Origin of the sequence: Labrys neptuniae, from assembly GCF_040797145.1 — a bacterium.
Taxonomy (GTDB): domain Bacteria; phylum Pseudomonadota; class Alphaproteobacteria; order Rhizobiales; family Labraceae; genus Labrys; species Labrys neptuniae.
In genome coordinates this window covers 223195-241321 of sequence record NZ_JBFNQD010000004.1, presented here as the reverse complement: position 1 = coordinate 241321, position 18127 = coordinate 223195, and the positions used below count along the sequence as shown (strand labels likewise).

Here is an 18127-nt window from a genome sequence, read left to right as displayed (position 1 = left end):
GGATTCATTACCGTTGGGCCGCAGACTTCGTCCAATTTTTCGCATTGATGCATCTTCCTCATCGAAGGGCCGATGGGCTCTTCCGGAAAATGCGCCAGGGATCGAGAGACCCTCATGATCTCCATGCTCGCAACTCGTCTCACCAGCGTCATCCTGGTCATGCTGGTCGTCACCGGGTTGTCCTTCTGCATCTTCAACTTCCTCGGCGACCCCGTGAACAACGTGCTCGGCGTCAATGCAACGCTGGCGCAGCGCGAGGAATTGCGGGCCGCCCTCGGCCTCGACCAGCCGACGATCGTGCAGTTCTGGCGTTTCGTCGAACGGGCCGTGGTCGGCGATTTCGGCGTTTCCTACCGCAACAGGCAGCCCGTCCTCGACCTTATCCTCACCCGCCTGCCGGCGACGCTGGAGCTGGTCTTCGCGGCGACCCTGACCGCCCTGCTGGTCGGCATTCCCATGGGGGTCTACACGGCCTTGAGGCCGCGCGGCTGGCTGAGCCGCCTGTTCCAGATGGGCTCGCTGCTGGGCATTTCCATGCCGCAATTCCTGATCGGCATGCTGCTGATCCTGGTCTTTTCGGTGGAGCTGCGCTGGCTGTCGGCCTTCGGGCGCGGCGACACGGTGCGGATCGGCTGGTGGACCACCGGCTTCCTCACGGTGAGCGGCCTCAAGGCCCTGATCATGCCAACCATCACGCTCGCCGTCTTCCAGGTCTCGATGATCATGCGCCTGATCCGCGGCGAGATGCTGGAGGTGCTGCGCTCCGATTTCATCAAGTTCGCCCGGGCACGCGGCCTGTCGGACCGGGCGGTGCATCTCACCCATGCGCTACGAAACAGTCTGTTGCCGGTGATCACCATCGTCGGCCTGCAGATCGGCTCGCTGATCGCCTTCGCCATCGTGGTCGAGGCAGTGTTCCAATGGCCGGGCATGGGCCTCCTGATCCTGCAGGCGATCGAGTTCGCCGACTTTCCGGTGATGGCGGCCTATCTCGCCTTCGTCGGCTTCAGCTTCGTGCTGATCAATTTGATCGTCGACCTGACCTATCTGCTGGTCGATCCGAGATTGAGGGTGAAATGAGCCAACTTGCCGCCATCGTCAGAAGCGTGGCTGCCAGCGAACTCGCCTGGCGCTTTCGGACCTCGCCTGCCGTCATCATAGCCACGATCATCTTCGGCCTTCTGGTGCTATGCGCGGTCTTCGCCAACCTGATCGCACCGCATGATCCCTTCGATCCGGCCACCCTCGACATCATGGATGCGCGCCTGCCACCGGTCTGGTCGGAAGGAGGGAGCGCGCGTTATCTGCTCGGCACCGACGAGCAGGGGCGCGACATCCTGTCGGCGATCTTCTACGGCATGCGCATCTCCCTCCTGGTCGGCGTCGCGGCCGTGCTGTTCTCGGTGACGCTGGGCGTACTGCTCGGCCTGCTCGCCGGCTATTTCGGGGGCTGGGTCGATGCCGTGATCATGCGCCTGGGCGATGTGCAGCTCTCCTTTCCCACCATCATGATCGCCTTCTTCATCGATGGCGTCGCCAAGATCGTGATGCCGGCGGCGCTGCGCGAGGACATGCGCTTCTACGTGGTGATCCTTGCCATCGGCGTCGCCGATTGGGTGCAATTCGCCCGCACCGTCCGCGCCACCACCATGATCGAGCGGCGCAAGGACTATGTCGCCGCCGCGCGGATCTCCAAGGTATCGAGCTTCAGGATCGTGCTCTCCCATATCCTGCCCAACACGATCGGGCCGGTGCTGGTGCTCGCCACGCTGGGCCTCGGCGTCGCCATCCTCACCGAGGCGATCCTGTCCTTCCTCGGGCTCGGCATGCCGCCATCCCAGCCCTCGCTCGGCACGTTGATCCGCGCCGGAAACGACCTCCTGCTGTCCGGCGAATGGTGGATTTCGCTGTTCCCCGGCGCAGCGCTCGTCCTGCTCGTCCTTTCCGTCAACATCGTCGGCGACTGGCTGCGCGATGTCCTCAATCCCCGTCTTCGTTGATGCCCGAGTTGTGAAATGACTGATCTTCTTCTCGCCAATATCCGCCCGGACGCCAGGCAAAGCGCCGACATCCTGATCCGCGGCGGCCGGATCGCCGCCATCGGCCGCGATCTCGACCGGCCCGAGGGTGTGCCGGTGGTCGACGGCAAGGGGGCCATCGCCATCGCGCCCTTCGTCGAGGCGCATGTCCATCTCGACAAGATCCTGTGGGGCCTGCCCTGGCACTCCATCAACGTGCCGCCCTCGCTCCGGGCGATGATCGACAACGAGGTCGCCATCCGCAAGGACCTGCCCTGGGGCGTGCCCGAGCGTGCCGGCAATCTGATGCGGCGTTGCGTGGAAATGGGCTCGACCCATATCCGCAGCCATGTCGATATCTCTACCGGCTACAAGCTCGACAATCTCCATGGTGTCCTGGAAGCCTGGGAGAAGGTGAAGCATGCCGTCGGCCTCGAACTCGTCGCCTTTCCCCAGACCGGCCTGATGATCGACCCCGGCACCGCGGAACTGATGGAGGCAGCTCTGGACGAAGGCGCTTCCGTCATCGGCGGTATCGACCCTGCCACCATCGACGCCGACCCCAAGGGCCATCTCGACACCATCTTCGGCATCGCCAGCCGGAAGGGTGCCAAGATCGACATCCATCTGCACGAGCCGGGGGAGCTCGGCTTGTTCGAGCTCGGCATGATCGCCGAGCGCACGCGGGCGCTGGGCATGCAGGGGCGGGTGGTCGTCAGCCATGCCTTCTGCCTTGGCGACGGCCCGGCCCACAAGGTGCAGCGCATGATCGACGTGCTGGCCGAAGCCGGCATCGGCATCATTTCCGCCGTACCGGGCGAGATCGGCTTCCCGCCGATGTTCGAGCTCGCCGCGCGCGGCGTGCGCTGTGCCGTCGCCTCGGATTCCCTGCGCGACACCTGGAACCCGCATGGCGACGGCGACATGCTCGACCGCTGCTGGCTCCTGGCCTACCGCACCCATTGCCGCGCCGATGCGGAGCTGCTCAGGGCCCTCGACATGGGCACGCGTCGCGGCGCCGATCTGCTCGGCCTGGAAGGCTATGGGCTCGAGGTGGGCTGCGAGGGCAGCCTCGTCCTGATCGCGGGCGAGAACCTGGCGCAGATCCTGGTGGATCGTCCGGCGCGCGCACTCGTGGTGAAGCGGGGCCGGGTGGTGGCCGCCGACAATCAGTGGATCGACGGCGAGGTGCCATGAAGCAGGACAACGCCGCCGCGCTGGTCGAGGTCACCGATCTCTCCAAGACCTTCGACGTCTCCGCGCCCTTCCTGCAGCGCGTCGTCACCCGCGCCGGTCGCAAGCTGGTGCGGGCCGTCGACGGCGTGAGCTTCTCGATCCCGCGGGGCACCACCTTCTCGATCGTGGGCGAGTCCGGCTGCGGCAAATCCACCATCACCCGCCTGATCGCCGGGCTGGAGGCGCCGAGCGAGGGCCGCATCGACTTCGTCGGCCAGGGCGGCAAGCCGGTACACTTGCAGATGGTGTTCCAGGATCCGGTCGGCAGCCTCAATCCGCGCTGGCGCATCGGGCGCAGTATCGCCGAGCCGATGCGGCATCTGCCGCGGGCCGAGCGCCGTGCCCGGGTCGGTGCCCTGCTGTCGACCGTCGGGCTGGCGCCCGGTGACGGCACCAAATATCCGCATGAGTTCTCCGGCGGCCAGCGCCAGCGCATCTCCATTGCCCGCGCCTTGGCTGCCGAGGCTGAATTGCTGCTTCTGGACGAGCCGACCTCCGCTCTCGACGTCTCGGTCCAGGCGCAGGTGCTCAACCTGCTCAAGGACCTACAGCAGCGCCTCGGCCTGACCTACCTGTTCATCAGCCATAATCTGTCGGTGGTGCGCTTCCTGACCGATCGCATCGGCGTGATGTATCTCGGCCGCCTGGTGGAGGAGGGGCCGGGCCGCACCGTGTTCGACAGGCCGCGCCATCCCTATACGCAGCTGCTGCTCGAGACGATCCCTGATATCGAAAACCCCAACCGCGACCGGGCACCCCTGGCCGGCGACCTGCCGAGCCCGCTCAATCCTCCGCCGGGCTGCGCCTTCCATCCGCGCTGCCCGCTGGCCATGGAGATCTGCAAGCGCGAGCGGCCTGAGATGCGCATGGTCGAAAGCGACGTGCGCGTCGCCTGCCATGCGATCGATGTCGGTAGCGGGCAGCCGGCACAGGCTTGAAGCGCAGCGTGTTTGGCGGTGCTCCCAAAACGCAAGGGCGGCGGACCGTCAGCATGCCCCTGGTGGGAGCCTGATCGTCATGTTCCTGCCGCTTCCAGCGATATCGCGATCCACAGCGGGCCGGTACCCCGCCACGCCTAAGCCCTCATCGACTTTTCGGGCGTTGCCAATACGGGTCGGGACGACGTCACGAACGGTGGGGGTGCTGGGATTGGCACGGTAGATCCCGATTCACGACCTATTCCTGTATTTGGTGCGATGGATACGCCGTTTCCGCCGGCGAGACCGGGACCTCAAACAATCGCAGCCGAGCAAAAGGAAACTGGCGCAGTCCCCGGGGGAATAGTCCTCCACGCAGAACCTGCGCAACAATCAGGCCATGACATCTTGAGAAGGAACAGGTCTCATGAGCAATCCTGCAATCGGTGCGATAGGTGGTGCTCTCCCATCATCCAGGCCGGATTCTCCTGTCGCCCTGTCGCATCAGGTATCGTTCGACGCGGCTCTCGATGAAGCAAGGACGTCGGTATCCAAGACGTCCGCTCCGAAGAAAACCTTCGCCTACGCCAACACGCCGATCCACCAAAGGCCGATCAGCGAGCCTGAGCCGGATCACACAACCGTGCTTCCCGAAGGCAGCGATCCGTCGGTGGTGTCATCATGGTGGGGCACTCTGTCCACTGAGACGCGCCAGGATCTGATCGCCAATCACACCGACGAGCTTGGAAAGCTCAGAGGTTTGCCGGCCGAGGACATCGACAAGATAAACAGGAAGCGCGTCAATCTGGATATTGCCAGGGACCAGGAAAGACTTTGGGAAATCCCTAACGAAATTCAAGCGCTGAAAAATGCCGTGCCGAGTGGGGAGGCAGGAAGAGACGGAGTAAACTATCAGGAGAAGATCCGGGCGTTGAAAGATGAGCAAAGCCGCCTGAGAGGTGAACTTTCAATTGCCAAAAAAATCCACATTCAGATGGAGATGCTCGATTCACAAGGAGGATCGGAGGCCTATCTTCTTACATATGATCCTGCAGATGATGGACGATTTGCCGTAGCCTTGGGAAATCCTGATACAGCTCACAATATAGGTGTTCTCGTTCCCGGCGTCAGTCATGACGCCAAAAAAGAAGATGGGATCGGATCTCAGTTCCCGACTGTGACGCAGGGCCTCTCTCTCTTTCACCAGATGAATTTCGAGGGACAACCTAACGCTAAAAATTCCATCATTGTCTGGATGGGGGCGGATATGCCCGACAATATTCCTGCAGGCATAAATGGAACTTACGGCGATAGTCGTCATGGCGCGCAAGCGCTAAAAGAGGATGTCACCGGATACGAAGTGGCGAGGACGAATCCCCATAGTCACATCACTCTTATTGGACACAGCTATGGGTCTTATATGGCGAGTGTAGCCATTCATGAAAATGGTCTTCGTGTTGACGATCTTGTCGTAGTTGGCTCGCCTGGAGTGGACGGGACCAATGCAACCGAGCTTGGTTCGCAGGGACATGTCTGGGCAGCGCGTGCCAAGGGAGATGACGTGGTGCCTCAGGGGTGGCTCGCCGATAGTGAGCCGACCGACAGGAACTTCGGTGCCATAACTTTCTCAACTGAAGGGGCTGAGGGCCATGGTGCATATCTGGACAACGGAACGCAGTCATTAGTGAATATCGCCAGGATCTCGACAGGAAAAACAGGCGATGTTGTAACTCGCGTACCCGATGAATACGGTACGATATTTTTTAAAGACAATGCGGACATAACCAGGCAGTGGAAGACGTCTCAGGTATTTCAGGCATTGAAGTGATTTGACCTTCTTGTTGGGGAGGCGCCGCGTGCGGACAGAATGAGCTGCCGCCGCCTTCTGTTTGCCAATGCTGTATGATGGCTGCTCGCCAAGCTGAATTGGGTGTGGTCTGGCGTAGCGTCATCCGTGTTCAGTGGTTCGCGGAGAAGGCCTGAGTTGCCTGCGGCTGGCGACGTGCCAGCATATAGAATGCGGCAACATGCGTGATCATCAGCAGGGGTACGTAGAGCATCGGGATCGCGTAGGCGGCGCCCAACGCCCCGGCGAGATCCGGAAGGCCGAGCTGGTTGCCGTGATAATAGTCGACGATGATGTCGATTGTTCCCGCGACGTTGAAGGCGACCACGAAGCTCCAGAACAGCGGGCGTATCCTGACCATCACAAGGGCCAGCATGGCCAGCAAGCCGGTGGCGAAGTCGCCATAGGCGGCGAACTCGGCAAAGCCGCTGGGCAGATTGGGACCGACCACACCCGGAACGAGGAAGACGAGCCCGAAAAACCGAAAGCTGTGCAGGGTTGCGATGGCACGTTGCGCCTCGACCCTGTCCATCGACCGGAGCCTCGGCCAGCCATAGGCACCGAAACATAGCAGCCATGGCACATAGCCCAATACCAGATGCAGCAGGAAGATGGTTGCCGGCGACATGTGGAGCCCTCTCACGGGTTGACGCGATTGCCCGGCCTTCGGGCCGGAACGCTTCGAAAACGCCCCTCAAACTATGCTCCCTTTCGATGAGCGCATATCTGCGATAATGTTGATGTGCTATGAAGCAAAACTTCACAGTCAGACACAGCGCGCTGGACGGTGTGGAGGCGTTCTTGAACGTCGCCCAGCACCGCAGTTTCCGTCGCGCGGCCGCCGCGCTCGGGGTGACACCGTCGGCGATAAGCCAGTCGGTACGGGCGCTGGAGGCGCGCCTCGGCGCAGCGCTTCTCCTGAGGACGACACGCAGCGTCGGGCTGACCGAAGCCGGCGAACGCTTCTTGTCGCGGGCAAGGCCCGCCTTCGAGGAACTGGTTGCCGCAAGCGAGGTTGCGCGCGCGCTCGGAAGCAGGCCGACCGGCCTGCTGCGCCTTGCCGTGCCCCCTGGCGTGGTGTCGGTTTTGCTCGAGCCGCTGATCGCATCCTTCTGCCAGGCTTATCCGGAAATCGAGGTAGAGATCGCGGCGAGCGGGGAACTGATCGATCTTGCGGCTCAGGGATTCGATGCCGGCATCCGGATGGGGCAGTTCATTGCGGCCGACATGATCGCGCTGCGCCTGACGCCTGCGTTCCCGTTCGTGGTCGTCGGCAGTCCGGAATATCTAGTCAAGCGCAAGGGCCCCGAGCGCATCGACGATCTGCGCCAGCATGCCTGCATGCGGATGCGCCGCTCGGATGGATCGATCGCGCCATGGCGTTTTGTCGAGGGCAATAGAACGGTGGAGGCGATCGTCTCAGGGCCGCTGATCGCACATGACTTTCCCACCCTCCTGGGCGCGGCGATCCGGGGGCTGGGACTTGCCCACTTGCCCGGCCCGCTCGCCAGGGCGCCGATCGCCGAAGGTCGATTGCAGGCGGTGATGGTGCCTTACGCCATTACCGTGCCTGGCGTCTTTCTCTACTATCCGGACAGACGGCAGGTCTTGCCGAAACTGCGCGCCTTCATCGACCATATGAAACGCCAGAGCACAACTTCGGATCTTCGAGACGACGGGTAGATCGAGGCGGATTTCCGGGCGACATGGATCTTTGGGGCCGCCGCGGCACTTGTCGAGATTGTGGACGAACTTCGCAAAGTCCTTCGCACTATCGGTTCAGGCGGTGCGACTATTCCGCATGCCGAGATAGGTCAGGGGCGGGCTGCCGAAGGCGCGCTTGAACATGATCGTGAAGGCGGCAGGGTTCTCATAGCCCAGATCAATTGCAACCGTCGTGACGGGGTCACCTGCGGCCAGGCGGGGCATTGCGCACAACAGGCAGGCCTGCTGGCGCCAGGCCAGGAAGCTGAGGCCGGTCTCGCGCCGAAAGAAGCGGGTGAAGGTGCGCCGGCTCATGCCGAGCGCCGTGCTCCAGTCGTCGATCCTCTCATGAATGGTCGGCCGCTCGACGAAGCGTCGGCAGCGAAGGGCCAACGCCCCATGCGATGGATAATGCAGGGAAAGCGGCAGCACCGGCATTTGCTGCATTTCGTGCCGTATCAACTCCATCAAGGCGCCCGAGCGGCTGTCGAGGTCATATTCGAGCGGCAGGTTGAGCGCCTCGGTCAACAGGCTTCGCATGAAGGGCGAAATGGAGACGACCTGGCAGTGGGCGGGCATGCTGGGAACCGCGTCGGGTTCGAGATAGAGGCTTTGCATGCCGACCGCACCGACCATGCGCACGTGATGCGTCGTGCCGGGAGGAATCCACATGCCGCGCTGCGGGGGCATGACCCAGGTGCCGCTCGGCGTCGCGAGCACGACGACGCCGGACGCCCCCGAGATCAATTGTCCTCGTCGATGATGATGGGGCGGGACGATGAAGCCGTCGGGATAATCGCGACCGATCGCGATGATCGGTCGGGGGATATGGTCGACCGTGTCGATATGGACATCGCGCATGTTGGCCCACTCTCGTAGGAATATGGCCCAACATTGGTGGCAGGCCGTACGACCTCTCGGTACGCTGTTGATAGGCCGTGCGCAAGATTTTCGCGCCGATCGACCATGGCTTTCTCTGAGGATCTTCCGTGTCTACCCAAGATCTACCGCGTCAACGCATACATCCGCAGCCGCAGAAAAATACGAAGACGGTGTTCTCCGTCCTGTGGGCCGCAAGTTTCTGTCACTTGCTGAATGACATGCTGCAGGCGCTTCTGCCCGCCGTCTATCCGATCCTTCAGGGTAATTTCGAGCTCACTTTCGCGCAGGTCGGCTTTCTGACCTTCATCTACCAGATCACGGCGTCGCTGTTTCAGCCTTTCATCGGCTACTATACCGATCGTCGGCCCCTGCCATATTCCTTGCCGGTCGGCATGACTTCATCGATGTCCGGCTTGTTGACGCTCGCCTTCGCCCCGAACTACGGCGTCCTGTTGATCGGTTCCATGCTGCTGGGACTTGGCTCCTCGATCTTTCATCCGGAGTCCTCGCGTATCGCTCGCCTGGCATCGGGCGGGGCCCATGGGCTGGCGCAATCGCTGTTCCAGGTCGGCGGCAATTTCGGCTCGGCGCTCGGTCCCCTGGCCGCCGCCTTCTTCGTGCTGCCGCGTGGGCAGGCCGGCTTGGGCTGGTTCGCGCTCGCAGCTCTTGCCGGCATCGTCATATTGACGGCGCTCGGGCACTGGTACCGGCTCAACGGCCATGCCAGGCGGCCGTCACACAAGGCACCCACCCATCATGCGACCTTGTCGCGTGGGCAGGTTTCGCGGGCAATGGCCATATTGATCGCGCTGCTTTTCTCCAAATATATCTATCTCGGCAGCTTCACGAGCTATTACATCTTCTATCTCAAGGACAAGTTCGGCCTGGCCACGCAGACGGCCCAGATCTACCAGTTCGTGTTCTTCGCGGCGGTTGCGGCCGGTACGATTGCCGGCGGGCCGATCGGCGACAGGCTTGGCCGGAAGGTCGTGATCTGGGTTTCCATCCTGGGTGTGCTGCCGTTCTCCCTGCTGCTGCCGCATGTCGGATTGATGGCAACCGCCGTGCTGAGCGTGATCATCGGCTTTGTGATCTCCTCGGCCTTCCCTGCAATCGTGGTCTATGGGCAGGAACTGATGCCCGGCCGCGTCGGCATGGTCTCCGGCCTGTTCTTCGGCTTCATCTTCGGCATCGGCGGCATCGGGGCGGCGGCGCTCGGCACGCTGGCCGACTGGACGGGCATCAATTTCGTCTTCCAGCTCTGCGCCTTCCTGCCGGCACTCGGAATTCTCACGGTGCTCCTACCGAACCTGCGAGAACCCAAGCCGCTGCATGCATGAGAGTTGCTGGCAGTGCTGCTTGTCCTGGACGTGCGGCCGGCGCGCTCGCTGCAGTTGTTCTTCGATGGTGAGGCAGTAACTGCCAACCCATCACCACTTGCGTGCTCCAGCGCGCATCGGCCAATTCGGTGACCAGGAAGTCGGCCGGTGCCGAGACCTTGGCGACGGCACGCGAACAAGTCGGCCGCGCGGTCGCTCCAGCCATGCCTGGCGCCCAGGCGCAGGAAACGGGAGCTACGAAACCATCTGCCGGCCTATTCGCTCCCGCGCTGCCCGACGCCACTACCCCGGAGGTAGTTGGGCGACCCCCAGCAAGTGGCTTTACTCCCCTCGACACGAACGATGCCGTTCGCCAGAAATGACGAGGAGCCAACATGCCATCCTATCCCATCCACACCGCCGCCACCGCGCCCGAGGAGGCGCGTCCGGTTCTCGGTGAACTCGCCAAAACCTTCGGCGTGATCCCCAACATCGCAGGTGCGATGGCAAACTCGCCGGCGCTGATCAAGGCGTTCGCCGGCCTGTTCCGGCAGGTTCATTCCGGTACGTTCACCGAGGCGGAGATCCAGATGCTGCTGCTGACCAATGCCGTCGCCAATTCCTGCGATTGGGCGGTGGCATTCCACACCATGCTGGCTCTGAAGGAGGGCCTCGCGCCTGCCGATGTCGAGGCGGTCCGCAGGCGCGGCATCCCTGCGGATGGAAGGCTGGCTGCGCTGTCCAGCCTGGCCCGGAAGCTGATCGAGAGGCGCGGCCATGTGAGCGACCACGATGTCGAAACCTTCGTCGACGCCGGGTTCCATGGGGAGCAGGTGTTGGAGATGCTGGCCGTGACCGCGGCCTCGACGATCACCAATTATGTCGGCACCATTGCCCGGCCGCCACTCGAAGGCTTCTTGCAGCCGCATGCCTGGCGAGCCTGACCGACCACATCGCCGGCGCCGTGCCCTGGGCACGGCGCACTCCCATCCAACGACGTTTCCGAAGGGGCTTGGCCATGTCCATGCAGGATGCGATAGCCACGCCGCGGGGTGGCCAAGTGGGCGCCCTGCTGCGCCACTGGCGTGATTTGCGCCGCAAGAGCCAATTGGAACTCTCATTCGACACGGGCGTGTCGCAGCGACATCTCAGTTTCATCGAGGTCGGTCGCACGGTGCCCAGTCGCCAGATGCTGATCGACCTCGCCACGGCTCTGGACATGCCCTTGCGCGACCGGAATACGCTGCTGCTGGCTGGCGGTTACGCGCCCATATATCGCGACGGTGCCTGGGACGGCGTGGAGATGCGCAGCATCACCAAGGCCCTGGAGCGTATGCTGTATCAGCACGAACCATTCCCGGCCCTGGTCATGGATCGCTATTGGAACGTGCTCATGACGAACCGATCTGCGCCGCGCCTCTTCAGCCGTTTCACGGATTTGTCGGTGCGCAAGGCGCCGCGCAACCTGCTGCATCTGGTTTTTGATCCAAATGGCCTGCGCCCCTTCATTGCGGATTGGCCGGCTGTGGCACGAAGCCTGATCCAGCGTGTTCATCGTGAAGCCGTTGGACGCATCATCGACGACAAGGTCAAGGAACTGCTGGCGGCGCTTCTGGCCTATCCGGATGTCGAGCCCGCCTGGACCTCGCCCGAGGCGGCAAGCCCCCTTGCGGCGATGCCGGTCATCCCGATCGGCCTTGTCAAGGACGGCAGGGTGCTCGACTATTTCTCAATGGTCACCACCGTTGGTACGCCCCAGGCGGTCGCCGCCCAGGAACTGCGCATCGAATGCATGTTCCCGGCTGACGAAGCGAGCGAGGCTTTTCATCTCGAGATACTGGGGCGGGACTGACATGGAGTTAACCGAGGGCGAGCGAGATTCAGTGACGTTTGAGCGAGATTCAGCGACACTGAGCGAGGTTCAGTGACATTCCAGGGCCGTATTGGCCTTGAAAGTGAAAGGACAAGCAATGGCCATCGCCAAGAACACGATCTGCGTATGGTACGACAAGGAAGCCGAGGCTGCGGCCCGCTTCTATGCCGAGATCTTTCCCGACAGCACGGTGCATGCCGTCCACCGCGCACCCGGCGACTACCCGTCAGGCAAGGAGGGCGACGTGCTGACGGTCGAATTCACCGTTGCCGGCATTCCTTGCCTCGGCCTCAACGGCGGACCCGCGTTCAAGCACAGCGAAGCCTTTTCCTTCCAGATCGCCACGGACGACCAGGAGGAGACGGATCGCTACTGGAATGCCATCGTCGGCAATGGCGGTCAGGAAAGCGCGTGCGGCTGGTGCAAGGACAGATGGGGCATCTCCTGGCAGATCACGCCGCGGGTGTTGACCGAGGCCTTGGCTGCCGGTGGCGCGGAAGCCAAACGCGCCTTCGAAGCGATGATGGCGATGCGCAAGATCGACGTCGCGGCGATCGAGGCGGCTCGTCGGGGCTGACGATGCCGCCACCCGTTGGCGGAGATCACCCTGCGATCTCCATATGTTATTTTATCGTGATATGTCAGTATGTTGAGTCGAGATATTCGACGATCGCCTTCACGTCGGATTCGGCGATCGGCGCCTTGTAGGTCTTGATCATCTTGTTGACTTCGGCAGCCCAGAAGGCCTGTCCCTTCTTCGGCGGCTGCGTGCGGATATAGTCCGCCGAATGACAGGCGGTACAATTGTTCTGCGCGGTTTCGAGGTTCGGCCCGTCCTTGAATTTGGAAGCCTCGTCGGGAAGCTGGTAGGTCAGCGGCCGGGCGAAGACCAGGGAGACAGGCAGCAAAGCGAGGGCGGCTGCCAGTGATGCGGTGACGATACGTTTCATCATGGCTCTCCTCAGGCTGCCGTGACCTTGGTGGCTTCGACGCAGTTGCGCATGTAGCCGGCCGGGTTCCACAGCGGCTTGTCGGGCTGGGTCTTGCCGTCATTGCCGGTGGCGCGCACCTTGAGCACATGGGCTCCCGGCTCGAGCCGAATATCGGTGGTCCACTCCCGGAAGGAATAATTGCCGAGATCCTCGCCGAGGCGTGCCGGCAGCCAGGTGGCGCCGTCGTCGGTCGAGATGGAAACCTGCCTGATGCCCGAGCCGCCATCGAAGGCGAAGCCGCGCAGCTTCATGGGTGCGCCGGCCGGCACTTTCTGGCCGTCGAGCACGCTGGTGATGAAGGAGCGCACATTGAACCGGTTGATCGGCACGGTCTTGTCCGGCGCCTTGCCGGGTTCGGTACAGGCGCAGGCATTGTCGGGAATGCGGTAGGCGGATTTCATCCAGAAGCCCTCGAACACCTTGTCGAGCACGGTGATCTCGTTGAGGTGCTTGAGCCAGTAGGTGCCGTACCAGCCCGGTACGACCAGGCGCACCGGGAAGCCGTTCAGCCAGGGCAGGTCCTCGCCGTTCATGGCATAGGCCAGCATCACCTCGCCGTCGCGGGCATGGTCGATGTCGAGGGCCTTGACGAAATCGGGCGTATCGGGCGCAGCCGGACCGTCCAGGCCGCCGAACGATACCTGCACCGCGCCGGGCTGCACGCCGGCCTTGTCGAGGACGGCCTTGAGGGGAACGCCCTTCCACCTGGCATTGCCCATGGCGCCATTGGCGAGCTGTCCGCCGGCGACGCGCGGTTCGACGAAGCCGCGGCTGTTGCCCGAGCACTGGTGGGCGGCCACCATTTCGATCGGCTCGAAAGCCTTGAGGTCATCCAGCGACAGGGAAAGCGGCGTCCTGACCAGCCCCTTGACCTCGACCCGGTAGGTCTGGGGATCGATCCCGAGCGGGATGTCGGAGAGGTGGTAGCGCACGAAGAAGGCGTCGTTCGGGGTGATGATGCCTTCATTGAAGATCTGGAAGGGCGTTTCGAGCTGCGGCGGGCGCTCGGTCAGCCCGATCAGGGGGCGCTTGCCGGGATATGTCACCAAGGGGCGCTCGCCATTGGCAAAGGGCAGGGTGACCGTCTCTTCCGCGTGGGCGAGAGGCGGCAAAATCATTCCGCTTGCCAAGGCGGCGGCAGTCGAGCCGCCCAGCTTCAGGACATTGCGTCGGCTGATCATGGTCACCTTCCTGGGGTTATCGTTGGTGGTGTCGTGCGGTCGTTTGCGCAGATATGCGGGCGTTGACTTGACCGGAAAAACGCGAGGCCGGCCGCCTTGTTCCTGTCCCATGCCTCAAGGCTTGGGGTCACCGTCACCGCCATGGAGGAAGGACGCAGTCGGCTGACGCATGTCGGCCGCCTGGAGCGTGGTGACCGCGATCATGTGATAGGCATCCTCGGCGCTGCAGCCGCGCGAGAGGTCGTTGGCAGGCTTGGCCAGCCCCTGCAGGATCGGCCCGATGGCGCTCGCCCCGCCGATGCGCTGGGCGATCTTGTAGCCGATGTTGGAAGCGTCGAGATTGGGAAAGATGAAGACATTGGCGCCGCCGTGCAGGGGTGAGTTCGGTGCCTTGGCGGCACTCACCGCTTCGACGAACGCACTGTCGAACTGCAGCTCTCCGTCGATGGCAAGATCGGGATCGGCGGCATGGGCAAGGCGCGTCGCCTCCACCACCTTGGAGACGCGTTCGTGCGAAGCGCTGCCGATCGTGGAGAAGGACAGCATCGCCACCTTGGCCGATACGCCGGCCAAGGTCTGGTAGGAGCGGGCGGACACCCGCGCGATATCGGCGAGCTCTGCCGCATCGGGATCGATGACGAGGCCGCAATCGGCAAACAGGAAGGCGCCCTTCTTCACGTGGTAGGGCTGGCACAGCATCATCAGGAAGAAGCTGGAGACCAGGGCGGCGCCGGGCGCCCGGCCGATGCATTGCAGCGCCGCGCGCACGGTATCGGCGGTGGTCGCCACGGCGCCGCCCACCGTGCCGTCCGCTTCGTCCTCGCGCACCATCATGGCGGCGAAGGTCAGCGGTGAACGCAGCGCCTCGGCAGCCGCATGCGCGTCGACGCCCTTGGATTGGCGCAGCCGGTGATAGGAGGCGGCCAGGCGAGGGGCGAGCGGCGAGGTGGCCGGGTCCTCGATGCGGATCTCTTCGCTTGCGGCGCCGGCTTCGAGCAGACGCTGCCTGATGATGTCGCCGCTGCCGAGGAGGATGATCCGGGCGATGCCGTCCCGGCTCGCCCGCAAGGCGGCCTCGACGATACGGGGATCCTCGCCCTCGGCCAGGACGATGCGCCTGGGTGCGGCCTTGGCCGCGGCGATGATGCGGTCGAGCGGTTTCATGACACATGCCCCAGGAGATACATGCCGGCGAGGATGAAGAGGGCGAGGAAGACGGTCTCGGCGACGATGAGGGCGACCGCGTCACCGCCGACGTCGAGCACCCGGCGTAGCGCCGTCTTCATGCCGACGGAGACGATGCCGGCCAGCAGGGCCCAGCGCGAGACCTCGGAGCCCGCTTCGGCGACCACCCGCGGGATCAGGCCGGACGAATTGATCGCGGCCAGGATGAGGAAGGCGATGACGAAGCCGGGCAGCAGGGGCGGGCGGCCGGAAGCATCGTCCGGGCCGGCGATATTGCGGGTGGCCAGCGAATAGACCAGCACCACCGGTGCCAGCATGGCGACGCGGATGAGCTTGACCAGCGTGGCCGCCTCGCCGGCCTCCGGCGAGACGGAAAAGCCCGCCCCGACCACCTGGGCGACGTCGTGGATGGTGCCGCCGAAGAAGATGCCGGTGGCGCGCGCATCAAGCCCGATCGCGTGGGCGAGGATCGGATAGACGATCATGGCGATGGTGCTGAGCACGGTGACCGAGAGCACCGTGAAGATCAGATTGCGCTCGGAGAACTCGTTCTTGGGCAGCACGGCCGCAATGGCCATGGCGGCAGAGGCACCGCAGATCGCCACCGAGCCGCTGGTGATCAGCGCCAGCCGCCAGCCCCGGCCGAGCACCTTGGCGGCCAGCAGGCCGAAACCGATGGTGGCCGCGATGGCCGCGACCAGGAGGAGGATGGTGCCGGCGCCGAGCCCGATCAGCAGGTCGACGCTGATGCGCATGCCCAGCAAGGCCACGCCGAGGCGAAGCACCTTCCTGGCGCACAGGTCGATACCGGGAACGCAGCGCCCTTCCTCCGACAGGAAATGCAGGGCGATGCCGAGCAGCAATGCCATCAGCATGGCCGGCGCGCCATAATGGTCGGACAGGAACTGGGCGGCAATGGCGGTGGCGCCGGTCACCGCCACGCCGGGCCAATAGCGGGCTGCCGCCGAGGGAAACCCTCCGAACCGGCTCGGCGTTACGGCTGAGGTCGTCATGGGCGCGTTTCCTGTGAGATCGGGAACTGGCGTGCGGCGCGAAGGGCCTGCCCGGCTTCGGGCAGGCCGCGGCCGGTCAGGCGCGCTGCTGCGGGCGCATGTCGGCGCGGTCGATGCCGGCGACCGGCACGGGCTTCTTCATGGCGTCGCGCCGGAAGGGTTCGCCCAGCTCCTGGTTGAGCACGACCTCGACGAAGGTGGTTACGCCCCTGGCCTGATCGTCGAGCGCCCTGGCGAGAGCCTCGGTCAGGCCGGCCGGCGTGTCGACGCTGACGCCCTTGAGCCCGCAACCCTCGGCCACCTTGGCGTAGCTGAGATTGGGGTTGAGCTCGGTGCCGACGAAGTTGTTGGCGTACCACAGGGTGGTGTTGCGCTTTTCCGCGCCCCATTGGTAGTTGCGGAAGATCACCATGGTGATGGCCGGCCAGCCCTCGCGGCCGATCGCGCCCATCTCGTTCATCGAGATGCCGAAGGCGCCGTCGCCGGCAAAGCCGACCACCGGCGTGTCGGGACAGCCGATTTTGGCGCCGACGATGGAGGGGAAGCCATAGCCGCAGGGGCCGAACATGCCGGGCGCCAGATATTTGCGGCCCTGCTCGAAGCTTGGATAGGCATTGCCGATCGCGCAATTGTTGCCGATGTCGGTGGAGATGATCGCCTCCTTCGGCAGCGCGGCCTGGATGGCGCGCCAGGCCTGGCGGGGCGACATGCGGTTGGGCTCGCGCCGGCGGGCACCGTCGTTCCACTCCGTGCCGGGATCGTCGTCCTCATGGTCCATCGAGGAGAGCTGCTGCAGCCAGGCCGAACGGGTCTGGTGAATGGTGGCCACGCGCTCCTTGCGGCCCGTATCGCCGGCCGCCGGCGACAATTGCGCCAGAATCTGGCCCGCCACCTGCCTGGCGTCGCCGCAAATGCCGACGGTGACCTTCTTGGTGAGGCCGATGCGGTCGGCGTTGATGTCGACCTGGATGATCGCAGCCTGTTTCGGCCAATAGTCGATGCCGTAGCCCGGCAGGGTCGAGAACGGGTTGAGGCGGGTGCCGAGCGCCAGCACCACGTCGGCCTTGGCGATCAGTTCCATCGCGGCCTTGGAGCCGTTATAGCCGAGCGGCCCGACGGCGAGGCGATGGCTGCCTGGGAAGGCGTCGTTGTGCTGATAGCCGCAGCACACCGGCGCATCGAGCCGTTCGGCCAGCGCCATGGACTCGCCGATGGCATTGCCGATGACGACGCCGGCGCCGTTGAGGATCACCGGGAATTTCGCCTCGGACAGGAGCTTGGCGGCCTGGGCGATCGCCTGCGGCCCGCCGGCCGGGCGTTCGAAGCGGACGATCGCCGGCAAATCGACATCGATCACCTGGGTCCAGAAGTCGCGGGGAACATTGATCTGCGCCGGAGCGCAGCCGCGCCAGGCCTTCTCGATCACCCGGTTCAGCACTTCGGGAATGCGCGAGGGATCGCGCACCTCTTCCTGATAGCACACCATCTCCTCGAACATCGCCATCTGGTCGACTTCCTGGAAGCCGCCCTGGCCGATGGTCTTGTTGGCCGCCTGGGGGGTGACCATCAGGAGCGGGGTGTGGTTCCAATAGGCCGTCTTCATGGCGGTGATGAAGCCGGTAACACCGGGACCATTCTGGCCGATCGCCATGGCCATGGTGCCGGTGGCGCGACTGAAGCCGTCGGCCATCATGCCGGCATTGGTCTCGTGGGCGCAGTCCCAGAACTTGATACCGGCCTTGGGGAACAGATCCGAAACCGGCATCATCGCCGAGCCGATGATGCCGAAGGCATGCTCGATGCCATGCATCTGGAGGACTTTGACGAAGGCTTCTTCCGTGGTCATTTTCATGGCTTGGTTCCTTTCGGAGGGGTAATCCGGTCTTGAGAGAGATTTAACTTTCATTTGTTATTTCAAATAGGTATATTGGTTTTCAGAACCAATTTGATCGGTAGGCACT

Annotated in this window: 17 protein-coding genes; 10 read left to right on the top strand and 7 right to left on the bottom strand. The window is 63.7% G+C overall.

Translation table 11 applies throughout. The features are described from left to right. The first annotated feature begins 114 nt into the window (after positions 1-114). The 5 genes from ABXS05_RS15075 (at position 115) to ABXS05_RS15055 (ending at position 5999) form a co-directional block, all read left to right on the top strand. The gene (locus ABXS05_RS15075) at positions 115-1080 is read left to right on the top strand and encodes an ABC transporter permease (RefSeq protein WP_149249863.1); all 966 of its coding nucleotides are present in this window, start codon (positions 115-117) and stop codon (positions 1078-1080) included. Continuing rightward, positions 1077-2000 (top strand): ABC transporter permease, encoded by a 924-nt coding sequence (locus ABXS05_RS15070; protein ID WP_311944512.1) that lies wholly within the window; start codon positions 1077-1079, stop codon positions 1998-2000. Before ABXS05_RS15075 ends, ABXS05_RS15070 begins: the two co-directional genes overlap by 4 nt. A gap of 15 nt (positions 2001-2015) precedes the next feature. After that, entirely contained in the window at positions 2016-3215 is a 1200-nt protein-coding gene (locus ABXS05_RS15065; RefSeq protein WP_367624475.1) for an amidohydrolase family protein, read from the top strand. Next, positions 3212-4192 carry an ABC transporter ATP-binding protein gene (locus ABXS05_RS15060; RefSeq protein ID WP_367624474.1) on the top strand — a complete coding sequence of 327 codons (981 nt, stop codon included), beginning with the start codon at positions 3212-3214 and terminating at the stop codon, positions 4190-4192. Before ABXS05_RS15065 ends, ABXS05_RS15060 begins: the two co-directional genes overlap by 4 nt. Before the next feature lie 406 nt (positions 4193-4598). Next, positions 4599-5999, top strand: a complete 1401-nt coding sequence (locus ABXS05_RS15055; protein WP_367624473.1) for an alpha/beta hydrolase — start codon at positions 4599-4601, stop codon at positions 5997-5999. 130 nt (positions 6000-6129) lie between these two features. Here ABXS05_RS15055 and ABXS05_RS15050 read toward each other — a convergent pair whose 3' ends face one another. After that, entirely contained in the window at positions 6130-6645 is a 516-nt protein-coding gene (locus ABXS05_RS15050; RefSeq protein WP_311944517.1) for a DUF8737 domain-containing protein, read from the bottom strand. A gap of 119 nt (positions 6646-6764) precedes the next feature. On the opposite strand from ABXS05_RS15050, the gene ABXS05_RS15045 reads away from it, so the two are divergent. Continuing rightward, a complete protein-coding gene (locus tag ABXS05_RS15045; RefSeq protein ID WP_367624472.1) occupies positions 6765-7700 on the top strand; it encodes a LysR family transcriptional regulator in 936 nt (311 codons plus the stop codon). Between the two features lie 96 nt (positions 7701-7796). Here the strand turns inward: ABXS05_RS15045 and ABXS05_RS15040 are convergent, their stop codons facing one another. After that, positions 7797-8582 carry an AraC family transcriptional regulator gene (locus tag ABXS05_RS15040; protein ID WP_311944520.1) on the bottom strand — a complete coding sequence of 262 codons (786 nt, stop codon included), beginning with the start codon at positions 8580-8582 and terminating at the stop codon, positions 7797-7799. Between the two features lie 158 nt (positions 8583-8740). Between ABXS05_RS15040 and ABXS05_RS15035 the strand changes: the two genes are divergently transcribed. The 4 genes from ABXS05_RS15035 (at position 8741) to ABXS05_RS15020 (ending at position 12372) form a co-directional block, all read left to right on the top strand. Further along, the gene (locus ABXS05_RS15035; protein ID WP_437178673.1) at positions 8741-9943 is read left to right on the top strand and encodes an MFS transporter; all 1203 of its coding nucleotides are present in this window, start codon (positions 8741-8743) and stop codon (positions 9941-9943) included. A 374-nt stretch (positions 9944-10317) separates the two neighbouring features. Continuing rightward, positions 10318-10866, top strand: a complete 549-nt coding sequence (locus ABXS05_RS15030; RefSeq protein ID WP_367624470.1) for a carboxymuconolactone decarboxylase family protein — start codon at positions 10318-10320, stop codon at positions 10864-10866. Between the two features lie 74 nt (positions 10867-10940). Further along, on the top strand, positions 10941-11774 hold the full coding sequence (locus tag ABXS05_RS15025) for a helix-turn-helix domain-containing protein (RefSeq protein WP_437178668.1): 834 nt from the start codon (positions 10941-10943) through the stop codon (positions 11772-11774). Positions 11775-11898: 124 nt separating this feature from the next. After that, entirely contained in the window at positions 11899-12372 is a 474-nt protein-coding gene (locus ABXS05_RS15020; protein ID WP_367624599.1) for a VOC family protein, read from the top strand. 64 nt (positions 12373-12436) lie between these two features. Here the strand turns inward: ABXS05_RS15020 and sorB are convergent, their stop codons facing one another. The 5 genes from sorB to xsc all read right to left on the bottom strand — a co-directional run bounded on the left by sorB (position 12437) and on the right by xsc (position 18018). After that, positions 12437-12745, bottom strand: a complete 309-nt coding sequence (gene sorB, locus ABXS05_RS15015; protein WP_367624469.1) for a SorB family sulfite dehydrogenase c-type cytochrome subunit — start codon at positions 12743-12745, stop codon at positions 12437-12439. A gap of 11 nt (positions 12746-12756) precedes the next feature. After that, the gene (gene sorA / locus ABXS05_RS15010; protein ID WP_367624468.1) at positions 12757-13968 is read right to left on the bottom strand and encodes a SorA family sulfite dehydrogenase catalytic subunit; all 1212 of its coding nucleotides are present in this window, start codon (positions 13966-13968) and stop codon (positions 12757-12759) included. A 114-nt stretch (positions 13969-14082) separates the two neighbouring features. After that, positions 14083-15132, bottom strand: a complete 1050-nt coding sequence (pta, locus tag ABXS05_RS15005) for a phosphate acetyltransferase (RefSeq protein ID WP_367624467.1) — start codon at positions 15130-15132, stop codon at positions 14083-14085. After that, complete coding sequence (locus ABXS05_RS15000) at positions 15129-16166, bottom strand: YeiH family protein (RefSeq protein WP_367624466.1); 1038 nt, start codon at positions 16164-16166, stop codon at positions 15129-15131. Before ABXS05_RS15000 ends, pta begins: the two co-directional genes overlap by 4 nt. Before the next feature lie 76 nt (positions 16167-16242). Then, complete coding sequence (gene xsc / locus ABXS05_RS14995; RefSeq protein ID WP_367624465.1) at positions 16243-18018, bottom strand: sulfoacetaldehyde acetyltransferase; 1776 nt, start codon at positions 18016-18018, stop codon at positions 16243-16245. Between the last annotated feature and the right edge of the window lie 109 nt (positions 18019-18127).

Coding starts and splice junctions, on each gene's coding strand:
- ABXS05_RS15075 (WP_149249863.1), top strand. CDS start 115: ATGATCTCCATGCTCGCAACTCGTCTCACCAGCGTCATCCTGGTCATG.
- ABXS05_RS15045 (WP_367624472.1), top strand. CDS start 6,765: ATGAAGCAAAACTTCACAGTCAGACACAGCGCGCTGGACGGTGTGGAG.
- ABXS05_RS15025 (WP_437178668.1), top strand. CDS start 10,941: ATGTCCATGCAGGATGCGATAGCCACGCCGCGGGGTGGCCAAGTGGGC.
- ABXS05_RS15040 (WP_311944520.1), bottom strand. CDS start 8,582: ATGCGCGATGTCCATATCGACACGGTCGACCATATCCCCCGACCGATC.
- xsc (WP_367624465.1), bottom strand. CDS start 18,018: ATGAAAATGACCACGGAAGAAGCCTTCGTCAAAGTCCTCCAGATGCAT.
- pta (WP_367624467.1), bottom strand. CDS start 15,132: ATGAAACCGCTCGACCGCATCATCGCCGCGGCCAAGGCCGCACCCAGG.
- sorA (WP_367624468.1), bottom strand. CDS start 13,968: ATGATCAGCCGACGCAATGTCCTGAAGCTGGGCGGCTCGACTGCCGCC.
- ABXS05_RS15030 (WP_367624470.1), top strand. CDS start 10,318: ATGCCATCCTATCCCATCCACACCGCCGCCACCGCGCCCGAGGAGGCG.
- ABXS05_RS15070 (WP_311944512.1), top strand. CDS start 1,077: ATGAGCCAACTTGCCGCCATCGTCAGAAGCGTGGCTGCCAGCGAACTC.
- sorB (WP_367624469.1), bottom strand. CDS start 12,745: ATGAAACGTATCGTCACCGCATCACTGGCAGCCGCCCTCGCTTTGCTG.
- ABXS05_RS15065 (WP_367624475.1), top strand. CDS start 2,016: ATGACTGATCTTCTTCTCGCCAATATCCGCCCGGACGCCAGGCAAAGC.
- ABXS05_RS15050 (WP_311944517.1), bottom strand. CDS start 6,645: ATGTCGCCGGCAACCATCTTCCTGCTGCATCTGGTATTGGGCTATGTG.
- ABXS05_RS15055 (WP_367624473.1), top strand. CDS start 4,599: ATGAGCAATCCTGCAATCGGTGCGATAGGTGGTGCTCTCCCATCATCC.
- ABXS05_RS15000 (WP_367624466.1), bottom strand. CDS start 16,166: ATGACGACCTCAGCCGTAACGCCGAGCCGGTTCGGAGGGTTTCCCTCG.
- ABXS05_RS15060 (WP_367624474.1), top strand. CDS start 3,212: ATGAAGCAGGACAACGCCGCCGCGCTGGTCGAGGTCACCGATCTCTCC.